Below are 15,435 nucleotides of genomic sequence, written 5' to 3'. Positions count from 1 at the left end.
CGCCTCGTCGCGCAAGGCCGCAGGGTTGGGTGCCGGTCCTGCGGCAGCAGGTCGCGGCCGGCGGCTTCAAGCGCGGGGGCGGCGCGGAGAATGCCGGCAATGCCATAGCCGGTGCCGAGATCCTCCAGCGCCGCGAGTTCGGCGGACTCGGTCACGCCGAGCACCGTGCCGGCAATCCGCGCCAGCCCCCCCGCCGTGCCGCGCGCGTAGTCGAGAAAGGCGGCGCGGTCGGGAATCGGTTCGGCTTCGGCCTCGCGCGCGTCGATCAGCGCCGTGAGGGCGGCATCGGAAAAGATGCCTTGGGCCAGCCCGGCACGGAGTTCCACGGCGAGCGGATGGGCGCGATCGGCGCCTTCAACGACCTCGCGCCACCATTGCAGGCGAATCAGCGCGAGCGGCGGCTGGCTCGCGACTTCGCGCGCCCGGGCCAGTTCATGATTGAAGGCGTAGAGCACGAACAGCCAGCGTCGCGATTGCGGCGGGGCGAAGATCGCGCCGAGGAAGCGGTCGGGGTCGGCGCGGCGGACCTGGGCCGCGAGATCGGGTTCGTTCATTGCGGAACTCTTTCGATGCTTGACGCTGGCAGGGCCGGACCATAGCTACCGGACGAGCGGTCGGCACGCACCGTGCCGGCGCCGAAACAGAAGCCCAAACCGGATCGGAGATGCCCCATGGCCTTTGAACTCCCCGCGTTGCCCTATGCGCACGCAGCCCTTGCCGCGCATGGCATGTGCCAGGAAACGCTCGAACTGCACCACGGCAAGCACCATCAGGCCTATGTGACGGCGCTGAACGGTTTCGTCGAGAAGAACGCCGACCTGCAGGGCAAGAGCCTCGAGGAGATCGTCGCCTTCACCTACAACAAGGCCGATCTCGCGCCGGTGTTCAACAATGCCGGGCAGCACTGGAACCACAATCTGTTCTGGCAGTGCATGTCGCCGACCGACGGCGGCAAGCTGCCGGGCCGGCTGGAAGCGAAAATCGCCGAGGACTTCGGCGGCGTCGCGCAGTTCAAGGACGCGTTCAAGACCGCCGGCACCACCCAGTTCGGCTCTGGCTGGGCCTGGCTGATCCTGACCCCCGGCGGCAAGCTCGCCGTGACAAAGACGCCGAACGGCTCCAACCCGGTCGCCACCGGCGAGGGCAAGCCGCTGCTCGGCCTCGATGTGTGGGAGCACTCCTACTATCTCGATTTCCGCAACCGCCGGCCGGACTATATCCAGAACTGGCTCGACAAGCTCGCCAACTATGCCCACGCCGAGCACCTGCTGGGCTGAGGCCGGGCAAGACCCGCCGTTGCAGGACGGCCCCGGCGCGAACCGCCGGGGCCGTTCCCGTTTCCGGGCCTACTTCTTCTTCGGCTCGGCCGCCTTGGTCTCGGCCGGCTTCGAGTCGGTCAGCACGCTGCTGATGGTGCTGCGCAGCACGGTGATGCGGACGTTGGGGGCGATATCGACCTCGATTTCCTCGGCGCCATCCAGAGCCTTGGCCACCTGGCCGACAATGCCGCCGCCGGTCACCACCTTGTCGCCGCGGCGGATGGCGGCGAGGCGTGCCTTCTGCGTCTTGGCCTGCTGCTGCTGCGGGCGGATCAGGATGAAGTAGAAGACGATGACGATCAGCACCAGCGGTGCGAAATTGATCACCGCCGCCATTGCACCGGAAGGTGATGACGAGGCAGCGGCGTAGGCGGTGGCGATGAACATGCGGGATACCCTGATCTGATGTGGTGAAGCTTGTCCTTGGTCGGGCGGGACCATAGTTTGCACGCCCGCCCCGTCAAGCCGCGCGGGACGCGCCTGCCTGAGGAGACGTCATGGACCAGCCGACACACGACCTGCTCGCCCGCATCGCCGATGCGCTCGACCGCCTCGCCCCGCCGCCGCCGCCGCCGGCCGAGGTGAGCGCGCACGATGCCTATGTCTGGCATCCCGAGCGCGCGGCGCTGGAGCCGGTGGATCAGGTCTCGCGCGTGCCGATCGGGCTGCTGCAGGGCGTGGAGCGGCAGAAGGACATCCTGACCGAGAACACGCTGCGCTTCGCCCGCGGCCTGCCGGCCAACAACGCCATGCTCTGGGGCGCGCGCGGGATGGGCAAGTCCTCGCTGGTGAAAGCGGCGCATGCGGCGGCGAACCGGGCGTTTCCCGGCAGCCTCGCGCTGATCGAGATTCATCGCGAGGACATCGCCACCCTGCCGGCGCTGCTCGACATCCTGCGCGGTCAGCCCCGCCAGTGCCTGATCCTGTGCGACGATCTCAGCTTCGAGCGCGAGGATGCCGACTACAAGGCACTCAAATCGGTGCTCGATGGCGGCATCAAGGGCCGGCCGGACAACGTGCTGTTCTACGCGACCTCGAACCGGCGGCACCTGATGCCGCGTGACATGATCGAGAACGAACGCAGCACCGCGATCCACGCCTCGGAGGCGACGGAGGAAAAAGTATCGCTGTCGGATCGCTTCGGCATCTGGCTCGGGTTTCACAATTGTGATCAGCAGACCTTCTTCGCCATGATCGAGGGCTATGCGAAGGCGTTCGCCCTCGATGTCGACGCCGAAACCCTCCATGCGGAGGCCGTGGAATGGTCGGTGACGCGCGGCGCCCGGTCGGGGCGGGTGGCCTGGCAGTTCATCTGCGATCTCGCCGGGCGGCTCGGCCGCCGGATCGAGGCCGGCGCGGCGCCTTGACAGCCGAGGGCCCGCCCCTGAAGACAAGGACGTGACGGACGAGACCGATCAGCGCCGGTGCCACGCATGAGGACGGAGGGGGCGACCGCGAACGGCGCCATTCCGCCCTGGCAGCCGGACGAGCTGGGCCTGCCGCGGGCGACGGCGGCGGGGCTGGTGATTGTCGGGCTGATCGCCGCCGCGGCGTTCTACGCCGCGCGCCATCTGCCGCGCTACCGCACACCGCTGGCGCCCGCCACCACCGTGCATCTGGTCCGGCTCGCGCCCCCCCTGCCCTTGCCACCGCAGCCGGTGCAGCCGCCGCCACCGCCGCTACCCGTGCCTCCCCCGCCGGTTCCGCCGCCGCCGCAGCCGAAACCGCTGCCACCGCCGCCCGCACCCTCACCCATGCCGCCGCCCAAGCCGCTGCCGAACGTGGTGCACCATCCGCCACCGCCACCGCACCCGCGGCCCAAGCCGCAGCCGGTCCATCGCCCGGTGCCGCATCCGGCGCCGCCGCCACCCAGGGCAAAGAAGGCCACCGCCGCAACCGGCCTTCGATTTCGCGCAATACGCCGCCGGACTTCGCGGGCCGCTGCAGCGCGAAGTGCATGTGACGCAGACAATGCGCATGCTCGGCGTGAATGGCACGGCATTCATCGAGTTCACCCTGGCGCCGAACGGAAAGCTGCTTTCGGCGCAGGTCTACCGCAGCAGCGGCAACCCACTGATCGACCGCGCGGCGCTGGATGCCGTCCGGCACCACCGCTTCCCGCCCTTCCCCGGCACGGAGGACAAGACCTTCGCGGTGCCGATCGAGATCAGGGTCGGGGAGTGACAATCCAGACCGGCTGAGCCGATGCGGCGCGGTTCAGTCCTGATGCGATCGCGCCTGCTGGCGGCGGTGATTCTGGCCATGGTCGCGGCAGGGCCGAGCTTCAGCGCGGGACGCTGCGACACGGTGGTGGTGCCGCCGGGGCTCGGGCTCGGCACGCCGCCGGCGAGCGTCGATTCACTCAACCCGTTCCTGATCGGCTCCGCCTACGATGCCGAAGCCGCCGGCCTGCTCTATGACGGGCTGCTCTGGATCAGCCGCAACCACACCATCACCTGGTCGCGCAGCATCGCATCGGCGATCGAGGTCTCCGATGACAAGACCACCTTCACCGTGACGATGAAGCCTCGCACCTGGTCGGACGGCGTACCGGTGACGGCGGAGGACGTGAAATTCACCTTCGACCTGATCCGCAAGCTCGGGAAAACCTATACCGGCTACGGCCAGGGCGGCATGCCGGGGCTGGTGAAGTCGCTCAACGTGCTCGGGCCGCACCGCTTCCGGGTGGTGCTGAAGCGGAGCGTGAACCCGACCTGGTTCGAACTGACCGGCCTCAGCCAGCTGACCCCGTTTCCCGCCCATGCCTGGACCCGCTATTCCGTCAACCAGATGTGGCGGCTGCAATCGACGCCCTCGTTCTTCCGGGTGGTGGACGGCCCCTTCCGGATCGGCCGCTACGTCATGGGCCGCTACATCAGTTTCGTGCCCAACCCGACCTATCAGGGCCACAAGCCGGACATCCGTCGGTTCATCATGGTCTTCCTGAATTCGGACGGCGCGGTGTTCGAGGGGTTGCGCACCGGCACGCTCGATGCCGGCAACCTGCCCTTCTCGCTGTGGCGGGCGCAGCGGAAGCTGCCCGACGCGCGGGAGCTGCGACTGCCGCCAAATTTCGGCTTCGACTACATGGAACTGAGCTATCGCAACCCGAAAGTCGCCTTCTTCCGCGATGTGCGGGTGCGCCAGGCGATTGCCGACGCAATCGACCAGAAGCGAATCATCCGCCTGCTCCTGCACGGGACAACGAAGCCGCAACACGGGCCGGTGCCGGTGGACCCGCCGACCTTTCTCTCGCCCGCGGCGAAGGCCGGGAAATATCCCGTGGGTTATGACACGGCAAAGGCGAAGGCCCTGCTCGCCGCCGCGGGCTGGAAACCGGGACCGGACGGCATCAGGATGAAGGACGGCAAGCGTCTTGCCTTCACCGACGTGATTCCCTCCGGCAACGTGACCGGCCAGCTCGGCGCCGAGCTGATCCAGGCGGATCTGCGCGCCGTCGGCATCGCGATGACGATCCGCGAGGTCACGTTCAGCCAGATGCTGGTGCTCAGCTACAAGCCGCTTCAATGGGAGGCGATGCAGTTCGGCTGGGCGCTCGGCGTCTACCCCGACGATTCCGCCCAGCTTGCAAGCGACGGCGCGTTCAACCAGTCCGGCTACAGCGACGCGCGGATGGACGCGCTGCTGAAGGATGTGCAGACGAAGCCGGGCCTGGAACCACTCTACGCCTATCAGGATTATGCGGCGGCACAGCAGCCGGAAATTTTCCTGCCCGAGCCTGGCAGCGTGGTGCTGGTGCGCAACGGGCTCGAGGGCGTGCGGAAGTTCCTCAGCCCGACCGGCGCGTGGTCACCGCAATACCTGCACTGGGCGCCGGGCGCGTGTGGTGGGCGCCGGTGAGGCGGGTGATCCTTTCGCGCCTCGCCGCTTCGGCGCTGACGCTCGTGCTGCTGGTGACGATCGTGTTCTTCATGGTGCATGCGACGCCCGGCGGCCCGGCCTATTCCATCCTCGGCCAGAAGGCGACGCCGGAGGCGGTGCGCCAGCTCAATGTCCGGCTCGGCCTCTCGGCGCCGTTGTGGAGGCAGTATCTGGTCTGGTGGGCGCATCTTCTCGAAGGGCGGCTCGGCTATTCCTATCTGCTGAACCGGCCGGTGGCCGGCCTGATCGCGGCATACGCGGCGAACACCCTCGCCCTCTATCTCGGCGCCATCACCCTTTCGGTGCTGCTTTCGATCGCCATCGGGTTGGTGCAGGGGGCCTTCTGGGGCCAGTGGCCGGCGCGGCTGATCGGTGCGGCGCAGCTCGTCCTCTACGCCATGCCGGTGTTCTTCGCCGGCACGATCCTGATCCTCTATGTCGCGGTGAAATGGCGCTGGCTTCCGGCAGGCGGCATTGCCGATATCCGGCACGCCGCACCGGGAGTGGCCGATTACGCCCGACATCTGATCCTGCCGGTGGTCACCGTCGGGCTGCTGGGAACCGCCGGGCTGTCGCGCTATTTCGGCGCGGCGGTGCATGAGGAACTCGGCAAGGACTACGTGCGCACGGCGCTGGCCAAGGGGCTCGGGTTTGGCGCCGTGCTGCGCCGGCACGTCTTGCGCAACGCGCTGCGACCGCTGGTAACGATTCTCGGCCTGTCCTTTCCCTACATCTTCGCGGGCTCGGTGCTGGTCGAGACCGTGTTCGACTATCCGGGGCTCGGCTTCCTGCTGTGGCGATCGGCATTGTCGCAGGATTATCCGGTGATTTCCGCGATCGTGTTGCTGATCGGCGTGCTGACGGTGATCGGCAACCTGCTCGCCGACCTGGTCAATGGCTGGCTCGATCCGCGGGAGCGCTTCGAATGAGCGCAACGAAGGGCGCCCTGCCCCGCCCGGTTTCGGCGCGGCTGGCCGCATGGGTCGGTGCCCGTGGGACACTCGCGGGCGGCGCGGCGCTCGCGCTCGCGATCTGCGGCTTCAGCCTGTTTGGCGGCCTCGCCTGGCACGCCAGCCCCTATGCGATCCACGGCCACCACACGCTGATGGCGCCGACGCGCGCATTCCCGCTCGGCACCGACCAGATCGGCCGCGACCTGCTGGCCCGGCTGATCGCGGGCGGGCGGGCGACGCTGATCGTCGCGCTGCCGGCGTCGATGCTCGGGTTTCTCCTCGGCATCGCCTACGGGCTGGCGGCCGCCCTCGGGCCGCGCTGGCTGGATGCCACGCTGATGCGCCTGCTCGACGCCGTGCTGGCGCTGCCGGGCCTCGTGATCCTGATCTTCTTCGCCGCCCTGTTCACGCCGGGCACCTTCACGCTGATCCTGCTGCTGGGCCTCACGGCATGGCCGGGGCTCGCGCGGCTCGTGCGCAACGAGGCGATCGCGCAGCGCAGGCGCGATTTCATCCTTGCGGCCCGGCAGTTCGGCGGCGGTTCCGCCTACATCGCGCGGGTGCACATCCTGCGGGTGATCGCGCCGATCCTCGCCGTGAACGGCACGTTTCTGGTGGGCGACCAGATCCTCGCGCTCTCGGGCCTCAGCTTTCTCGGTCTCGGCGTGCAGCCGCCGATGGCAAGCTGGGGCGGACTGCTGGAATCCGGACTGAACCTGATCGCGCTCGATCCATGGTGGATGATCCTGCCGCCGGGACTGATGATCCTTCTCTCGATCCTCGCCGCCAACCTGATCGGCCAGGGGCTGCTCGCGCGGCAGGACACCGCGCGGTGAGCCCCGTGCTGGACCTCGACCGGCTTTCGGTCACGCTGCGCCGGCGCGACGGCACGCGCCTCGCGCTGCTGGAGGGACTGAGCCTCTCGGTCGCGGCGGGCGAAATGACCGCGCTGGTCGGCGAGAGCGGCTCGGGCAAGACGATCGCCGCACTCGGCATGATCGGCCTGCTGCCGCGCCGGGCGGAAGCTACCGGGCGGGTCCTGCTGGCCGGCACCGATCTGCTGACACTTCCGCGGGAAAAAATGCGGCGGGTGCGCGGCGGCGAGATCGGGATGGTGTTCCAGAATCCGCTCGCCGCCCTCAACCCGGCGATGCGGGTGGGCAGGCAGGTCGAGGAAGTCTACCGCCTTCATACCGGCGCCGGGCCGGATGCCGCGCGGGCGCAGGCGCGGGCGCTCTTCGACGAGGTCGGGATTCCGCGCGGCGCCGAGCGGCTGGACGATTTCCCGCACCAGTTTTCGGGCGGGATGCGGCAGCGGGTGATGATCGCGATGGCGCTGGCCTGTGGTCCGAGGCTCCTGATCGCCGACGAGCCGACCACCGGGCTTGATGCGCTGGTCGCACGGCAGATCCTGGCGCTGATCACGCGACTGTGCCGGGAGCGGGGCATGGGCGTGCTGTTCATCACGCACGATCTCTCGATCGTCGAGGCGCATGCAGCGCGGGTGACCGTGCTCTATGCCGGGCGGGCGGTGGAATGGGGCCGCGCCGCCGACCTGTTCGCGACGCCGCGCCACCCCTACACACGCGCCCTGCTCGGTGCGGTACCGGGGCCTGAGCAGGCGCGGCTGGTCACCATTCCTGGCACCCTGCCCGATCCGGCGGCATTTCCGCCGGGTTGCCGGTTCGCTCCGCGCTGTATCCTGCGCGAGGCCGCCTGCGAGGCAGGGTTTCCCGCGACGGATACGCTGGGCGGGACCGCCTTCGCCTGCCGTCGCGGCCGCGAGCCGTCGCCGGTGCCGGAACGGAACTCGACGCGTATTGCCCGGCCGGTGGAGGCGGCAGGCGAGCCGGTTCTGGAGGTTTCGGAACTGCGCGTCGAATATGACCGCCGCCGATCGGACTTCGCTTTCCGGCGTCCGCCGCCACTTCTCGCCCTCGCCCCGGTTTCCTTTACGCTGCGGCGGGGCGAATGCCTCGGCGTGGTTGGCGAGAGCGGATCGGGCAAGTCGAGCCTCGGCCGCGCGGTGCTGCAGATGCTGGCGCATGAAGGCACGGTGCGGCTCGGCGGTGCCGACCTCGAGAGGATGCGCGGCAAGGCGCTTGCCGCGGCAAGGCGGCGTATCCAGGCGGTATTCCAGGATCCGCGCGAGTCGATGAACCCGCGTATGCGGATCGGCGACATCGTGGCCGAGCCGCTGCGCCTCGCTGGCGTCCGCAAGCACGAGAGACGCGCGCAGGCCGCGGCGTTGCTCGACCGGGTCGGGCTCGGCGCGCGCCTGTTCGACCTGTTGCCCGGCCAGGTCTCGGGCGGCGAGGCCCAGCGCGTGGCGATCGCCCGCGCGCTGGCGGCGGCGCCGGATGTCATCGTGCTTGATGAACCGACGTCGAGCCTCGATGTGTCGACCCAGGCGCTGCTGCTCAACCTGCTGAAAGACCTCGCAAGTGATGAGGGGCTCTCCTACATCCTGATCAGCCACGATATCGCGACGGTATTCCACATGGCCGACCGCCTGCTCGTGCTGCGGGAAGGCCACGTCATCGAGGCCGGGGTCGCGGGGGATTTACTTGCCGGTGCGAAATCCGACTATACGAAGGAACTGATCGCTGCCGGCGCGTCCGCGCGCTGGCGCGGGCCCGAACACACCGAGGAGCTTAGCTCATGAATGAAATCGTCCGCCTCGTCATGATGACGGGTGGTCTGCTGGCGGTGATGCCGGTTCTGCTGCTGGTGACACTCGTCGTCGGGCTCGAACGGTTCTGGCTGCTCAAGCGCACGCTCGGCGCCGGGCGGCGCATCCATGCCGCGCTGCGCGCCGTGGGTTATGGCAATCCGGCCGGGCTGCGCCAGCTCGCCGAGACGAACGGCGCCACGCTGCAGGGCCACCTGATCGCAACCGCGCTGGCCTCGCGCGGGGAAAACGCCGACGAACTCGACAATCACCTCGAGGAAGAGATCATGGACGCCATGCCGCGGATCACCCGGGGCCTGTGGATTCTCGATACCGCGGTGACGATCGCGCCGTTGCTCGGGCTGTTCGGCACGATCATCGGCATGATCCAGGCCTTCGACGTGCTGTCGAGCAACGGAGGGCCGGCGAAGGTGACAGGCGGGATCGCCGATGCGCTGGTCTCGACCGGCGCGGGCCTGCTGATCGCGATCATCGCCGTCTATCTGGTCAATTATTTCAACAATCTCAGCCGCCGGATCGTCCTGCAGCTCGAACTCATCAAGGTGGTGCTGATCAACCGTCTGCACGGGCGCGGGCTGGCCGGCGACGACGCGGTGGAGGATCCGCCCAAGCGGCGCGCTGCCAGCATGGCCAGGGTCTGAGCGATGCGCCGCAGACGCGATCATCTGGAGCGCGAACGCCCCCGGCTCGAAATCGTGCCGATGATCGACATCATGATGTTCCTGCTCGTGTTCTTCGTGATGATCGTGCTCAAGATGATCCCCGATTCCGGCGTCGCGCTGAAGCTGCCGGGCGCGCAGACGGCGAAGGAGATGAAACCGGCCCAGGTGGTGGTGATGATCGACGCCGCCGGCAAACTGCACGTGAAGAATCAGGTGGTCACGCTGGCGGGGCTGCAGACTTATCTCGGCCAGGTCGTGGCCGCGAAAAGGAAGGTCGATGTCGTCATCGCCGGGGACAAGGATATCCGCTACCAGCGGTTGATGCAGGTGATGGACACCGTGCGCAAATCCGGGATCGTCAATGTCGGGCTCGCGACCAAGCGGCCCGGCGGCTGACGCCCAGGCGCTGCGGGTCGAATTTCTCGACTTTCTCGCCGGGGAGCGGCGGGCCGCGGCGCTGACGGTGTCGACCTATGGTGCCGATCTCACGGAATTTCTCGGCTTCGTCACCCGGCATATCGGCGCCGAGCCAACCGGCGCCGATCTCGCGGCGCTGAGCCTCGCCGATTTCCGGGCCTGGCTGGCGAAGGCGGCGAGCGATGGCGTCGGCAACGCGACGCGGGCGAAGAAACTTTCCGCGGTGCGCAGCTTTTTCCGCTGGCTGCGGCAGCGCCACGGCATGATCAACGAGGCGCCGGGGCTGCTGCGCACGCCGAAATCGCGCCGCCCCCTCCCCCGCGCGCTGACCGCGCCGGACGCCGCCGCCGTGGTGGACAGCCTGGGCGACGATGCGGCGAGCCCGGCGCTCGCGGCGCGCGACACCGCGCTGATGGCGCTGCTCTACGGCGCCGGGCTGCGGATACACGAGGCGCTCGGGCTCGATATCGGCGATCTGCCGCCGGAGGGCGCGCCGCTTTCGGTGCGCGGCAAGGGCGGGCGGCAACGGATCGTGCCGCTGCTGCCGGTGCTGCGGCGGGAGATCGCTTCCTGGCTGCGGCACCACCCCGCCCCCACGCCGGACGCGCCGCTCTTTCTCGGTGCGCGCGGGGCGCGGCTCAATCCCGGCGTGGTCCAGCGGCGGCTGCGGGATTTCCGCCGGCTCAACGGCCTTCCCGAACACGCCACGCCGCACGCGCTCCGGCATTCCTTCGCGACACATCTGCTGGCCAATGGCGCCGACCTCAGGGCGATCCAGGAACTGCTCGGCCACGCCAGCCTCTCCACCACGCAGCGCTATACAGCGGTGGATGCCGACCGGTTGATGGCGGTCTGGCAGGCGGCGCATCCGCGAGCGAAGACCTGACGTCAGATGAAACGCTCGATGCCGTCCCAGCGATAGGCGATCTGCGGCACGTCGACGCCGCCGACCTCGACGCTGCCTTCGGCAACGCGGCGCCCGCCCATGCGCTCATAGAACCAGCGGGCGGGATTGTCCGCCAGCACCCAGAGGACCGCGGAGGCGCAGCCACGTCCGGCGAGATGGGCCATCGCAGCCGAGAGGAGCTCGCGTCCGAGCCCGCGCTCGCGATAATCATCGAGGACGTAGAGCGTTTCGATCTCGGCATCGGCGAGAGCGCGGCGGCGGCGGCGGCCGGTGACGAAGCCGACGACCTCGCCGCGGCCCACGGCGGAGGAAAGATCGGTGCCGGAAGCGACCGCAACATGCACCACCGCACCGCTGCGGATCACCCGGTCGTAATAGCCGGCCTGATCCGGCGCCGAGAGACCGGTGAGCACCGGCTCCGGTAAAACGCCCGCATAGGCGCTGCGCCAGCTCGCGACATGGACGGCGCCGATGCCCGGCGCATCCGCGGTGCGGGCGCGGCGGATGGCGATCATCCGCGCCGCTCCATCCGGCAGGCGAAGAACCCGTCGGTGCCGTCGCGCGCGGGGGACAGGCGCAGCATGTCCCCATGCAGATAGGCCGGCAGGCCATCGGCGACGGGGACGATCGCGAAATCGGAATGCCGCGCGAGAAAACTCTCGATCTGCGACTCGTTTTCCGGGCGCAGCACCGAGCAGGTGGCATAAACCAGCCGGCCGCCGGGTTTGACCAGGCGTTGCGCGGCATCCAGGATCGCCGCCTGCTTGGCGGTGAGTTCGGCGAGATCTGTCTCGGTCAGCTTCAGCCGTGCATCGGGGTTGCGGCGCCAGGTGCCGGCGCCGGTGCAGGGGGCGTCGACCAGCACGCGGTCGAATTTTTTCTCCTGCCGCTTCACCCATTTGTCGCCGGATTCGAGCAGGTGTCGCTCGGCATTGTGCACACCGGCGCGGCGCAGCCGGCGGATCGCCCCATCGAGCCGCGGCGCGGACACGTCGCAGGCAATGATGTGGCCCTTGTTGGCCATCGTCATCGCCAGAGCCAGCGTCTTGCCGCCAGCGCCAGCGCAGTAATCGGCGACGCGCATACCCGGCTGCGCCCCGGCGAGCAGGGCGACGAGCTGGCTGCCCTCGTCCTGGATTTCCACGAGCCCGTCGCGAAACGGTGCCGCAACAGTGACGTTCTGACGGCCAGGAAGGCGCAGGCCCCAGGGGCTGAGCCGCGTTGGCTCGGCCTTCAGCCCGGCGGCGGCCAGGGCGGCGAGCGCCTCATCGCGCGTGGCCTTGAGCAGGTTGACCCGCAGATCGAGCGGCGCGGGCTGCATCAGCGCCGCGCATTCCGACTCGAGCTTGTCGCCAAAGCGCTCGCGCAGCAAAGGCAGCACGAAATCGGGCATTTCCAGCCGCACCGCCTCGGGCATCGACGGATGGTCGAGCGTATGGGTGTCGAGCCGGTCGAGCGCGCGCCGCTCGGCGGCGTCGAGCGGCGGCGGGGCGAACCGCATCACGCCGAACAGCCCGGCAACGCGCGGCGCCGGCATGCCGGTGAGCACGCGCAGGGAGGCGGTGAGCAGGCGCGGCGTCGCCTCGGCGCCGACACGCTCCAGCCACCAGCCGAGCCGGCGGCGGGCACGCAGCACCGACCAGACGATCTCGCCGATCTCGCGCCGGTCGCCGCCGCCGATGAAGCGGCGCGTGCGAAGGAAGTCGTTGGCGATGGCATCGGCCGGCCGGCGATCGGCCTCGATCGTGCCGAGCAGCTCGATCGCCGCCTGCAGCCGGCCCGCGGGGGTCAAGGCTCAGTCCTGCCGGTAATTCGGCGCCTCGCGGGTGATCGCCACGTCATGAACGTGGCTCTCGCGGAGGCCGGCGCCGGTGATGCGGCGGAATTGCGCCCTTGTCTGCAGGTCGGTGATGGTGGCGCAACCGGTATAGCCCATGCCGGCGCGCAGCCCGCCGACCAGCTGGTGCACCACCCCGGCCATCGGGCCCTTGTAGCCAACGCGCCCCTCGATCCCCTCAGGCACAAGTTTCAGCGAGTCCTTGATGTCCTGCTGGAAATAGCGGTCGGCCGAGCCGCGGGCCATCGCACCCAGGCTGCCCATGCCGCGATAGGACTTGTAGGACCGGCCCTGGTAGAGAAACACCTCGCCGGGCGCCTCGTCGGTGCCGGCGAGGAGCGAGCCGATCATCACGCAGTCCGCCCCGGCGGCGAGCGCCTTGACCACGTCGCCCGAGGTGCGGATCCCGCCATCGGCGATCGCCGGCACGTCGGCTTCGTGACAGGCGGCGGCGGTCTCCATCACGGCCGAGAACTGCGGCACGCCGACGCCGGCAACCACGCGGGTGGTGCAGATGCTGCCCGGGCCGATGCCGATCTTCACCGCGTCAGCACCCGCCTTGATCAGCGCCGCGGCGGCCTCGGGCGTCGCGACGTTGCCGGCGACGATCTGCACCGCGTTCGAACGCTCCTTGATGCGCGCGACGGCGCGCAGCACGCCCTCTGAATGGCCATGCGCGGTATCCACCACCACGACATCCACCCCCGCGGCGATCAGCGCCTCGGCGCGGCGCGCCCCGTCCTCGCCGACGCCGGTCGCCGCGGCAACGCGCAGGCGCCCGAGTTCGTCCTTGTTGGCGAGGGGATGCGCCTCGGCCTTGTCCATGTCCTTCACGGTGATCAGGCCGACGCAGCGATAGTCTTCGTCCACCACCAGCAGCTTCTCGATCCGGTGCTTGTGGAGCAGCGACCGCGCGACCTCGGGCGCGACATTGGCCGGCGCGGTGACGAGGTTTTCCCGCGTCATCAGCTCATACACGCGGGCGGCCGGGTCGGTCGCGAAGCGGACGTCACGATGGGTAAGGATGCCGACAAGGCGGTTGGTGTCGCGCTCGACCACGGGAACGCCGGAAATCCGGTGCTGGGCCATCAGCGCCTGCGCCTCGGCCAGGGTCTGCTCGGGGTGGATGGTGAGCGGGTTGACCACCATGCCGCTCTCGAATTTCTTGACCTGGCGCACCTGGTCCGCCTGATCCTCGATCGAGAGGTTCTTGTGCACCACGCCGATGCCGCCCTGCTGCGCCATGGCGATCGCCATCGGCGCCTCCGTCACGGTGTCCATCGCGGCGGAGATGACGGGAATGTTGAGCGAGATGGAGCGGGTCAGCCGCGTGCGGGTGTTGACCGCGGCGGGGAGCACCGAGGAATAGCCGGGAACGAGGAGCACATCGTCGAAGGCATAAGCCTCCGTGATGCGGTCGGAGCCTCGCGGGAGAAAAGTCTCATTGCTGGGAGCCATGGTGCGTCCTTGCCGGTTTGCGGACCTTGGCGATCCCTACTATCCGGCTCCCGGCAATCCGGCAAGGCCGGCGGCGCAGGGCAGCCCGCGCAGCGCCGGACCTTGAAGGTTCATCCTACCTTGAAGGTTCAGCCTTCGGCGCGCGCCCGGCCGGGGACGGCGTAATCCGCCTCGATGACCTTCGAGGGCGGCGGCAGGGCATTCGGCGGCAGATGCGCGTGGGCCGAGGGATGAAGGGCTTTCGGCCCTTCATGGGGACCCGGAAGGGCCGCGGCCTGAGGCGTGCATCCGGCGCTGCGGCGGACGAAGACGTGCATCCGGCCGTTGTTTCCGGGCATGATCTCCATCTGCTCGCTGCACACGCCGCTGGGACCGCCGGAACTGACCATGGTGATGCGGGTGGTGCCGCCCTGCAGGGCGGCAGGGCCGGCCATCGCCAGGGTCGGGGCGAGCGGGGCGGCGGCCAGCTGCTCAAGGGCCGCCATCTGAACCTGCATCGCGCGCTGCATCTCGTTCATCTGGCGAATCAGGGCCACCGGGATCGCCGGCGCGGCCATGAACGGCACCGGCGCCATCGCAACCGGAACAACAACGATTTCCGCCGGCACGGCGGCGGGCGAGGCGGCAAGCGCCACGGCCGGCAATGCGACCACGGCAGCTGCAAGGGGCAGGATCTTGCGGTTCATCAACGCGACTCCTCGAACTCGGAATTCAGCTTCGGCGGGCGTCATTGCCGCGTGGTGCGGATCTTGGTGCGCGGCGCGCGGAAGTCCAGCGCGGAAGGCGGCGCGTTCGTTCACATCGTCGCGCGCCGCCGGGATGGCGGTCGCGTGGGGCGGCTGGTATCCTGTCCGCAACGAAACGCCAGACCACGCCGAGGACACGACCATGACCGATTTCATCACCGGCCTCGAGAAGACGGAAGCGAACTACCAGGCGCTGTCGCCACTCTCCTTCCTCGCGCGGACAGCGAAAGTCTGGCCGGAGCGAACGGCGGTTGTTCACGGCTCGATCCGGCGCACCTGGGCGGAAACCTTCGAGCGCTGCAAGCGGCTAGGCGCGGCACTGGCGGCACGGGGAATCGGACCGGGCGACGTCGTCGCCGTCATGGCGCCCAACATACCGGCAATGGTCGAGGCGCATTTCGGCGTCGCCATGGCAGGCGCGGTGCTGAACACGCTGAACACCCGGCTGGATGCGCCGACCATCGCCTACATCCTGCGCCACGGCGAGGCGAAGCTCCTGCTGAGCGACACCGAATTCGCCCCGGTGATCACCGCGGCCCTGGCCGAGCTCAGCGACAATGCG

17 protein-coding genes are annotated in these 15,435 nt (G+C 69.1%); 11 read left to right on the top strand and 6 right to left on the bottom strand.

All coding sequences use genetic code 11. From position 1 onward, the window contains the following. Positions 1–554 (bottom strand): squalene/phytoene synthase family protein (locus APM_RS17810; RefSeq protein WP_007424793.1); only part of this gene is annotated, 554 nt, incomplete at its 3' end. Between the two features lie 117 nt (positions 555–671). On the opposite strand from APM_RS17810, the gene APM_RS17805 reads away from it, so the two are divergent. Next, positions 672–1,277, top strand: a complete 606-nt coding sequence (locus tag APM_RS17805; protein WP_007424792.1) for a superoxide dismutase — start codon at positions 672–674, stop codon at positions 1,275–1,277. Between the two features lie 69 nt (positions 1,278–1,346). Here APM_RS17805 and yajC read toward each other — a convergent pair whose 3' ends face one another. Next, the gene (gene yajC, locus APM_RS17800; RefSeq protein WP_007424791.1) at positions 1,347–1,706 is read right to left on the bottom strand and encodes a preprotein translocase subunit YajC; all 360 of its coding nucleotides are present in this window, start codon (positions 1,704–1,706) and stop codon (positions 1,347–1,349) included. A gap of 110 nt (positions 1,707–1,816) precedes the next feature. Between yajC and APM_RS17795 the strand changes: the two genes are divergently transcribed. The 9 genes from APM_RS17795 (at position 1,817) to APM_RS17755 (ending at position 10,811) form a co-directional block, all read left to right on the top strand. After that, positions 1,817–2,686: an ATP-binding protein gene (locus APM_RS17795; protein ID WP_007424790.1), complete on the top strand. Its 870-nt coding sequence runs from the start codon at positions 1,817–1,819 to the stop codon at positions 2,684–2,686. Positions 2,687–3,278: 592 nt separating this feature from the next. Then, a complete protein-coding gene (locus tag APM_RS22795; protein WP_241763206.1) occupies positions 3,279–3,503 on the top strand; it encodes an energy transducer TonB in 225 nt (74 codons plus the stop codon). Between the two features lie 42 nt (positions 3,504–3,545). Beyond that, complete coding sequence (locus tag APM_RS17785) at positions 3,546–5,180, top strand: peptide ABC transporter substrate-binding protein (protein ID WP_138919257.1); 1,635 nt, start codon at positions 3,546–3,548, stop codon at positions 5,178–5,180. Positions 5,181–5,185: 5 nt separating this feature from the next. Beyond that, positions 5,186–6,130 carry an ABC transporter permease gene (locus APM_RS17780; RefSeq protein ID WP_011942059.1) on the top strand — a complete coding sequence of 315 codons (945 nt, stop codon included), beginning with the start codon at positions 5,186–5,188 and terminating at the stop codon, positions 6,128–6,130. Then, positions 6,127–6,990 carry an ABC transporter permease gene (locus APM_RS17775; RefSeq protein WP_007424786.1) on the top strand — a complete coding sequence of 288 codons (864 nt, stop codon included), beginning with the start codon at positions 6,127–6,129 and terminating at the stop codon, positions 6,988–6,990. Before APM_RS17780 ends, APM_RS17775 begins: the two co-directional genes overlap by 4 nt. Beyond that, positions 6,987–8,819 carry an ABC transporter ATP-binding protein gene (locus tag APM_RS17770; protein WP_241763205.1) on the top strand — a complete coding sequence of 611 codons (1,833 nt, stop codon included), beginning with the start codon at positions 6,987–6,989 and terminating at the stop codon, positions 8,817–8,819. Before APM_RS17775 ends, APM_RS17770 begins: the two co-directional genes overlap by 4 nt. Then, positions 8,816–9,487 carry a MotA/TolQ/ExbB proton channel family protein gene (locus APM_RS17765; protein ID WP_007424784.1) on the top strand — a complete coding sequence of 224 codons (672 nt, stop codon included), beginning with the start codon at positions 8,816–8,818 and terminating at the stop codon, positions 9,485–9,487. Before APM_RS17770 ends, APM_RS17765 begins: the two co-directional genes overlap by 4 nt. Positions 9,488–9,490: 3 nt before the next feature. Beyond that, entirely contained in the window at positions 9,491–9,904 is a 414-nt protein-coding gene (locus APM_RS17760; RefSeq protein WP_007424783.1) for a biopolymer transporter ExbD, read from the top strand. Then, positions 9,870–10,811: a tyrosine recombinase XerC gene (locus APM_RS17755; protein WP_007424782.1), complete on the top strand. Its 942-nt coding sequence runs from the start codon at positions 9,870–9,872 to the stop codon at positions 10,809–10,811. The genes APM_RS17760 and APM_RS17755 overlap by 35 nt, the downstream gene beginning before the upstream one ends. Positions 10,812–10,813: 2 nt before the next feature. On the opposite strand, the gene APM_RS17750 is transcribed toward APM_RS17755, so the two are convergent. The 4 genes from APM_RS17750 to APM_RS21775 form a co-directional block, all read right to left on the bottom strand. Then, positions 10,814–11,347 (bottom strand): GNAT family N-acetyltransferase, encoded by a 534-nt coding sequence (locus APM_RS17750; RefSeq protein WP_007424781.1) that lies wholly within the window; start codon positions 11,345–11,347, stop codon positions 10,814–10,816. Further along, complete coding sequence (locus tag APM_RS17745) at positions 11,344–12,624, bottom strand: RsmB/NOP family class I SAM-dependent RNA methyltransferase (RefSeq protein ID WP_007424780.1); 1,281 nt, start codon at positions 12,622–12,624, stop codon at positions 11,344–11,346. Before APM_RS17745 ends, APM_RS17750 begins: the two co-directional genes overlap by 4 nt. A 3-nt stretch (positions 12,625–12,627) precedes the next feature. Continuing rightward, complete coding sequence (gene guaB / locus APM_RS17740; protein WP_007424779.1) at positions 12,628–14,127, bottom strand: IMP dehydrogenase; 1,500 nt, start codon at positions 14,125–14,127, stop codon at positions 12,628–12,630. Positions 14,128–14,255: 128 nt separating this feature from the next. Beyond that, positions 14,256–14,762 (bottom strand): hypothetical protein, encoded by a 507-nt coding sequence (locus APM_RS21775; protein WP_241763204.1) that lies wholly within the window; start codon positions 14,760–14,762, stop codon positions 14,256–14,258. Here APM_RS21775 and APM_RS20825 point away from each other — a divergent pair. Beyond that, positions 14,683–15,435 (top strand): AMP-binding protein (locus tag APM_RS20825; RefSeq protein ID WP_138919256.1); only part of this gene is annotated, 753 nt, incomplete at its 3' end. The genes APM_RS21775 and APM_RS20825 overlap by 80 nt on opposite strands.

The organism is Acidiphilium sp. PM, assembly GCF_000219295.1.
Classification (GTDB): domain Bacteria; phylum Pseudomonadota; class Alphaproteobacteria; order Acetobacterales; family Acetobacteraceae; genus Acidiphilium; species Acidiphilium multivorum.
This window is presented reverse-complemented; position numbering and strand designations above follow the sequence as displayed.

Excerpts from the sequence above, each read along its gene's own strand:
- APM_RS17805 (WP_007424792.1), top strand. The coding sequence starts at position 672 with ATGGCCTTTGAACTCCCCGCGTTGCCCTATGCGCACGCAGCCCTTGCC.
- yajC (WP_007424791.1), bottom strand. The coding sequence starts at position 1,706 with ATGTTCATCGCCACCGCCTACGCCGCTGCCTCGTCATCACCTTCCGGT.
- APM_RS17795 (WP_007424790.1), top strand. The coding sequence starts at position 1,817 with ATGGACCAGCCGACACACGACCTGCTCGCCCGCATCGCCGATGCGCTC.
- APM_RS17785 (WP_138919257.1), top strand. The coding sequence starts at position 3,546 with ATGCGATCGCGCCTGCTGGCGGCGGTGATTCTGGCCATGGTCGCGGCA.
- APM_RS17775 (WP_007424786.1), top strand. The coding sequence starts at position 6,127 with ATGAGCGCAACGAAGGGCGCCCTGCCCCGCCCGGTTTCGGCGCGGCTG.
- APM_RS17765 (WP_007424784.1), top strand. The coding sequence starts at position 8,816 with ATGAATGAAATCGTCCGCCTCGTCATGATGACGGGTGGTCTGCTGGCG.
- APM_RS17760 (WP_007424783.1), top strand. The coding sequence starts at position 9,491 with ATGCGCCGCAGACGCGATCATCTGGAGCGCGAACGCCCCCGGCTCGAA.
- APM_RS17755 (WP_007424782.1), top strand. The coding sequence starts at position 9,870 with ATGTCGGGCTCGCGACCAAGCGGCCCGGCGGCTGACGCCCAGGCGCTG.
- APM_RS17750 (WP_007424781.1), bottom strand. The coding sequence starts at position 11,347 with ATGATCGCCATCCGCCGCGCCCGCACCGCGGATGCGCCGGGCATCGGC.
- guaB (WP_007424779.1), bottom strand. The coding sequence starts at position 14,127 with ATGGCTCCCAGCAATGAGACTTTTCTCCCGCGAGGCTCCGACCGCATC.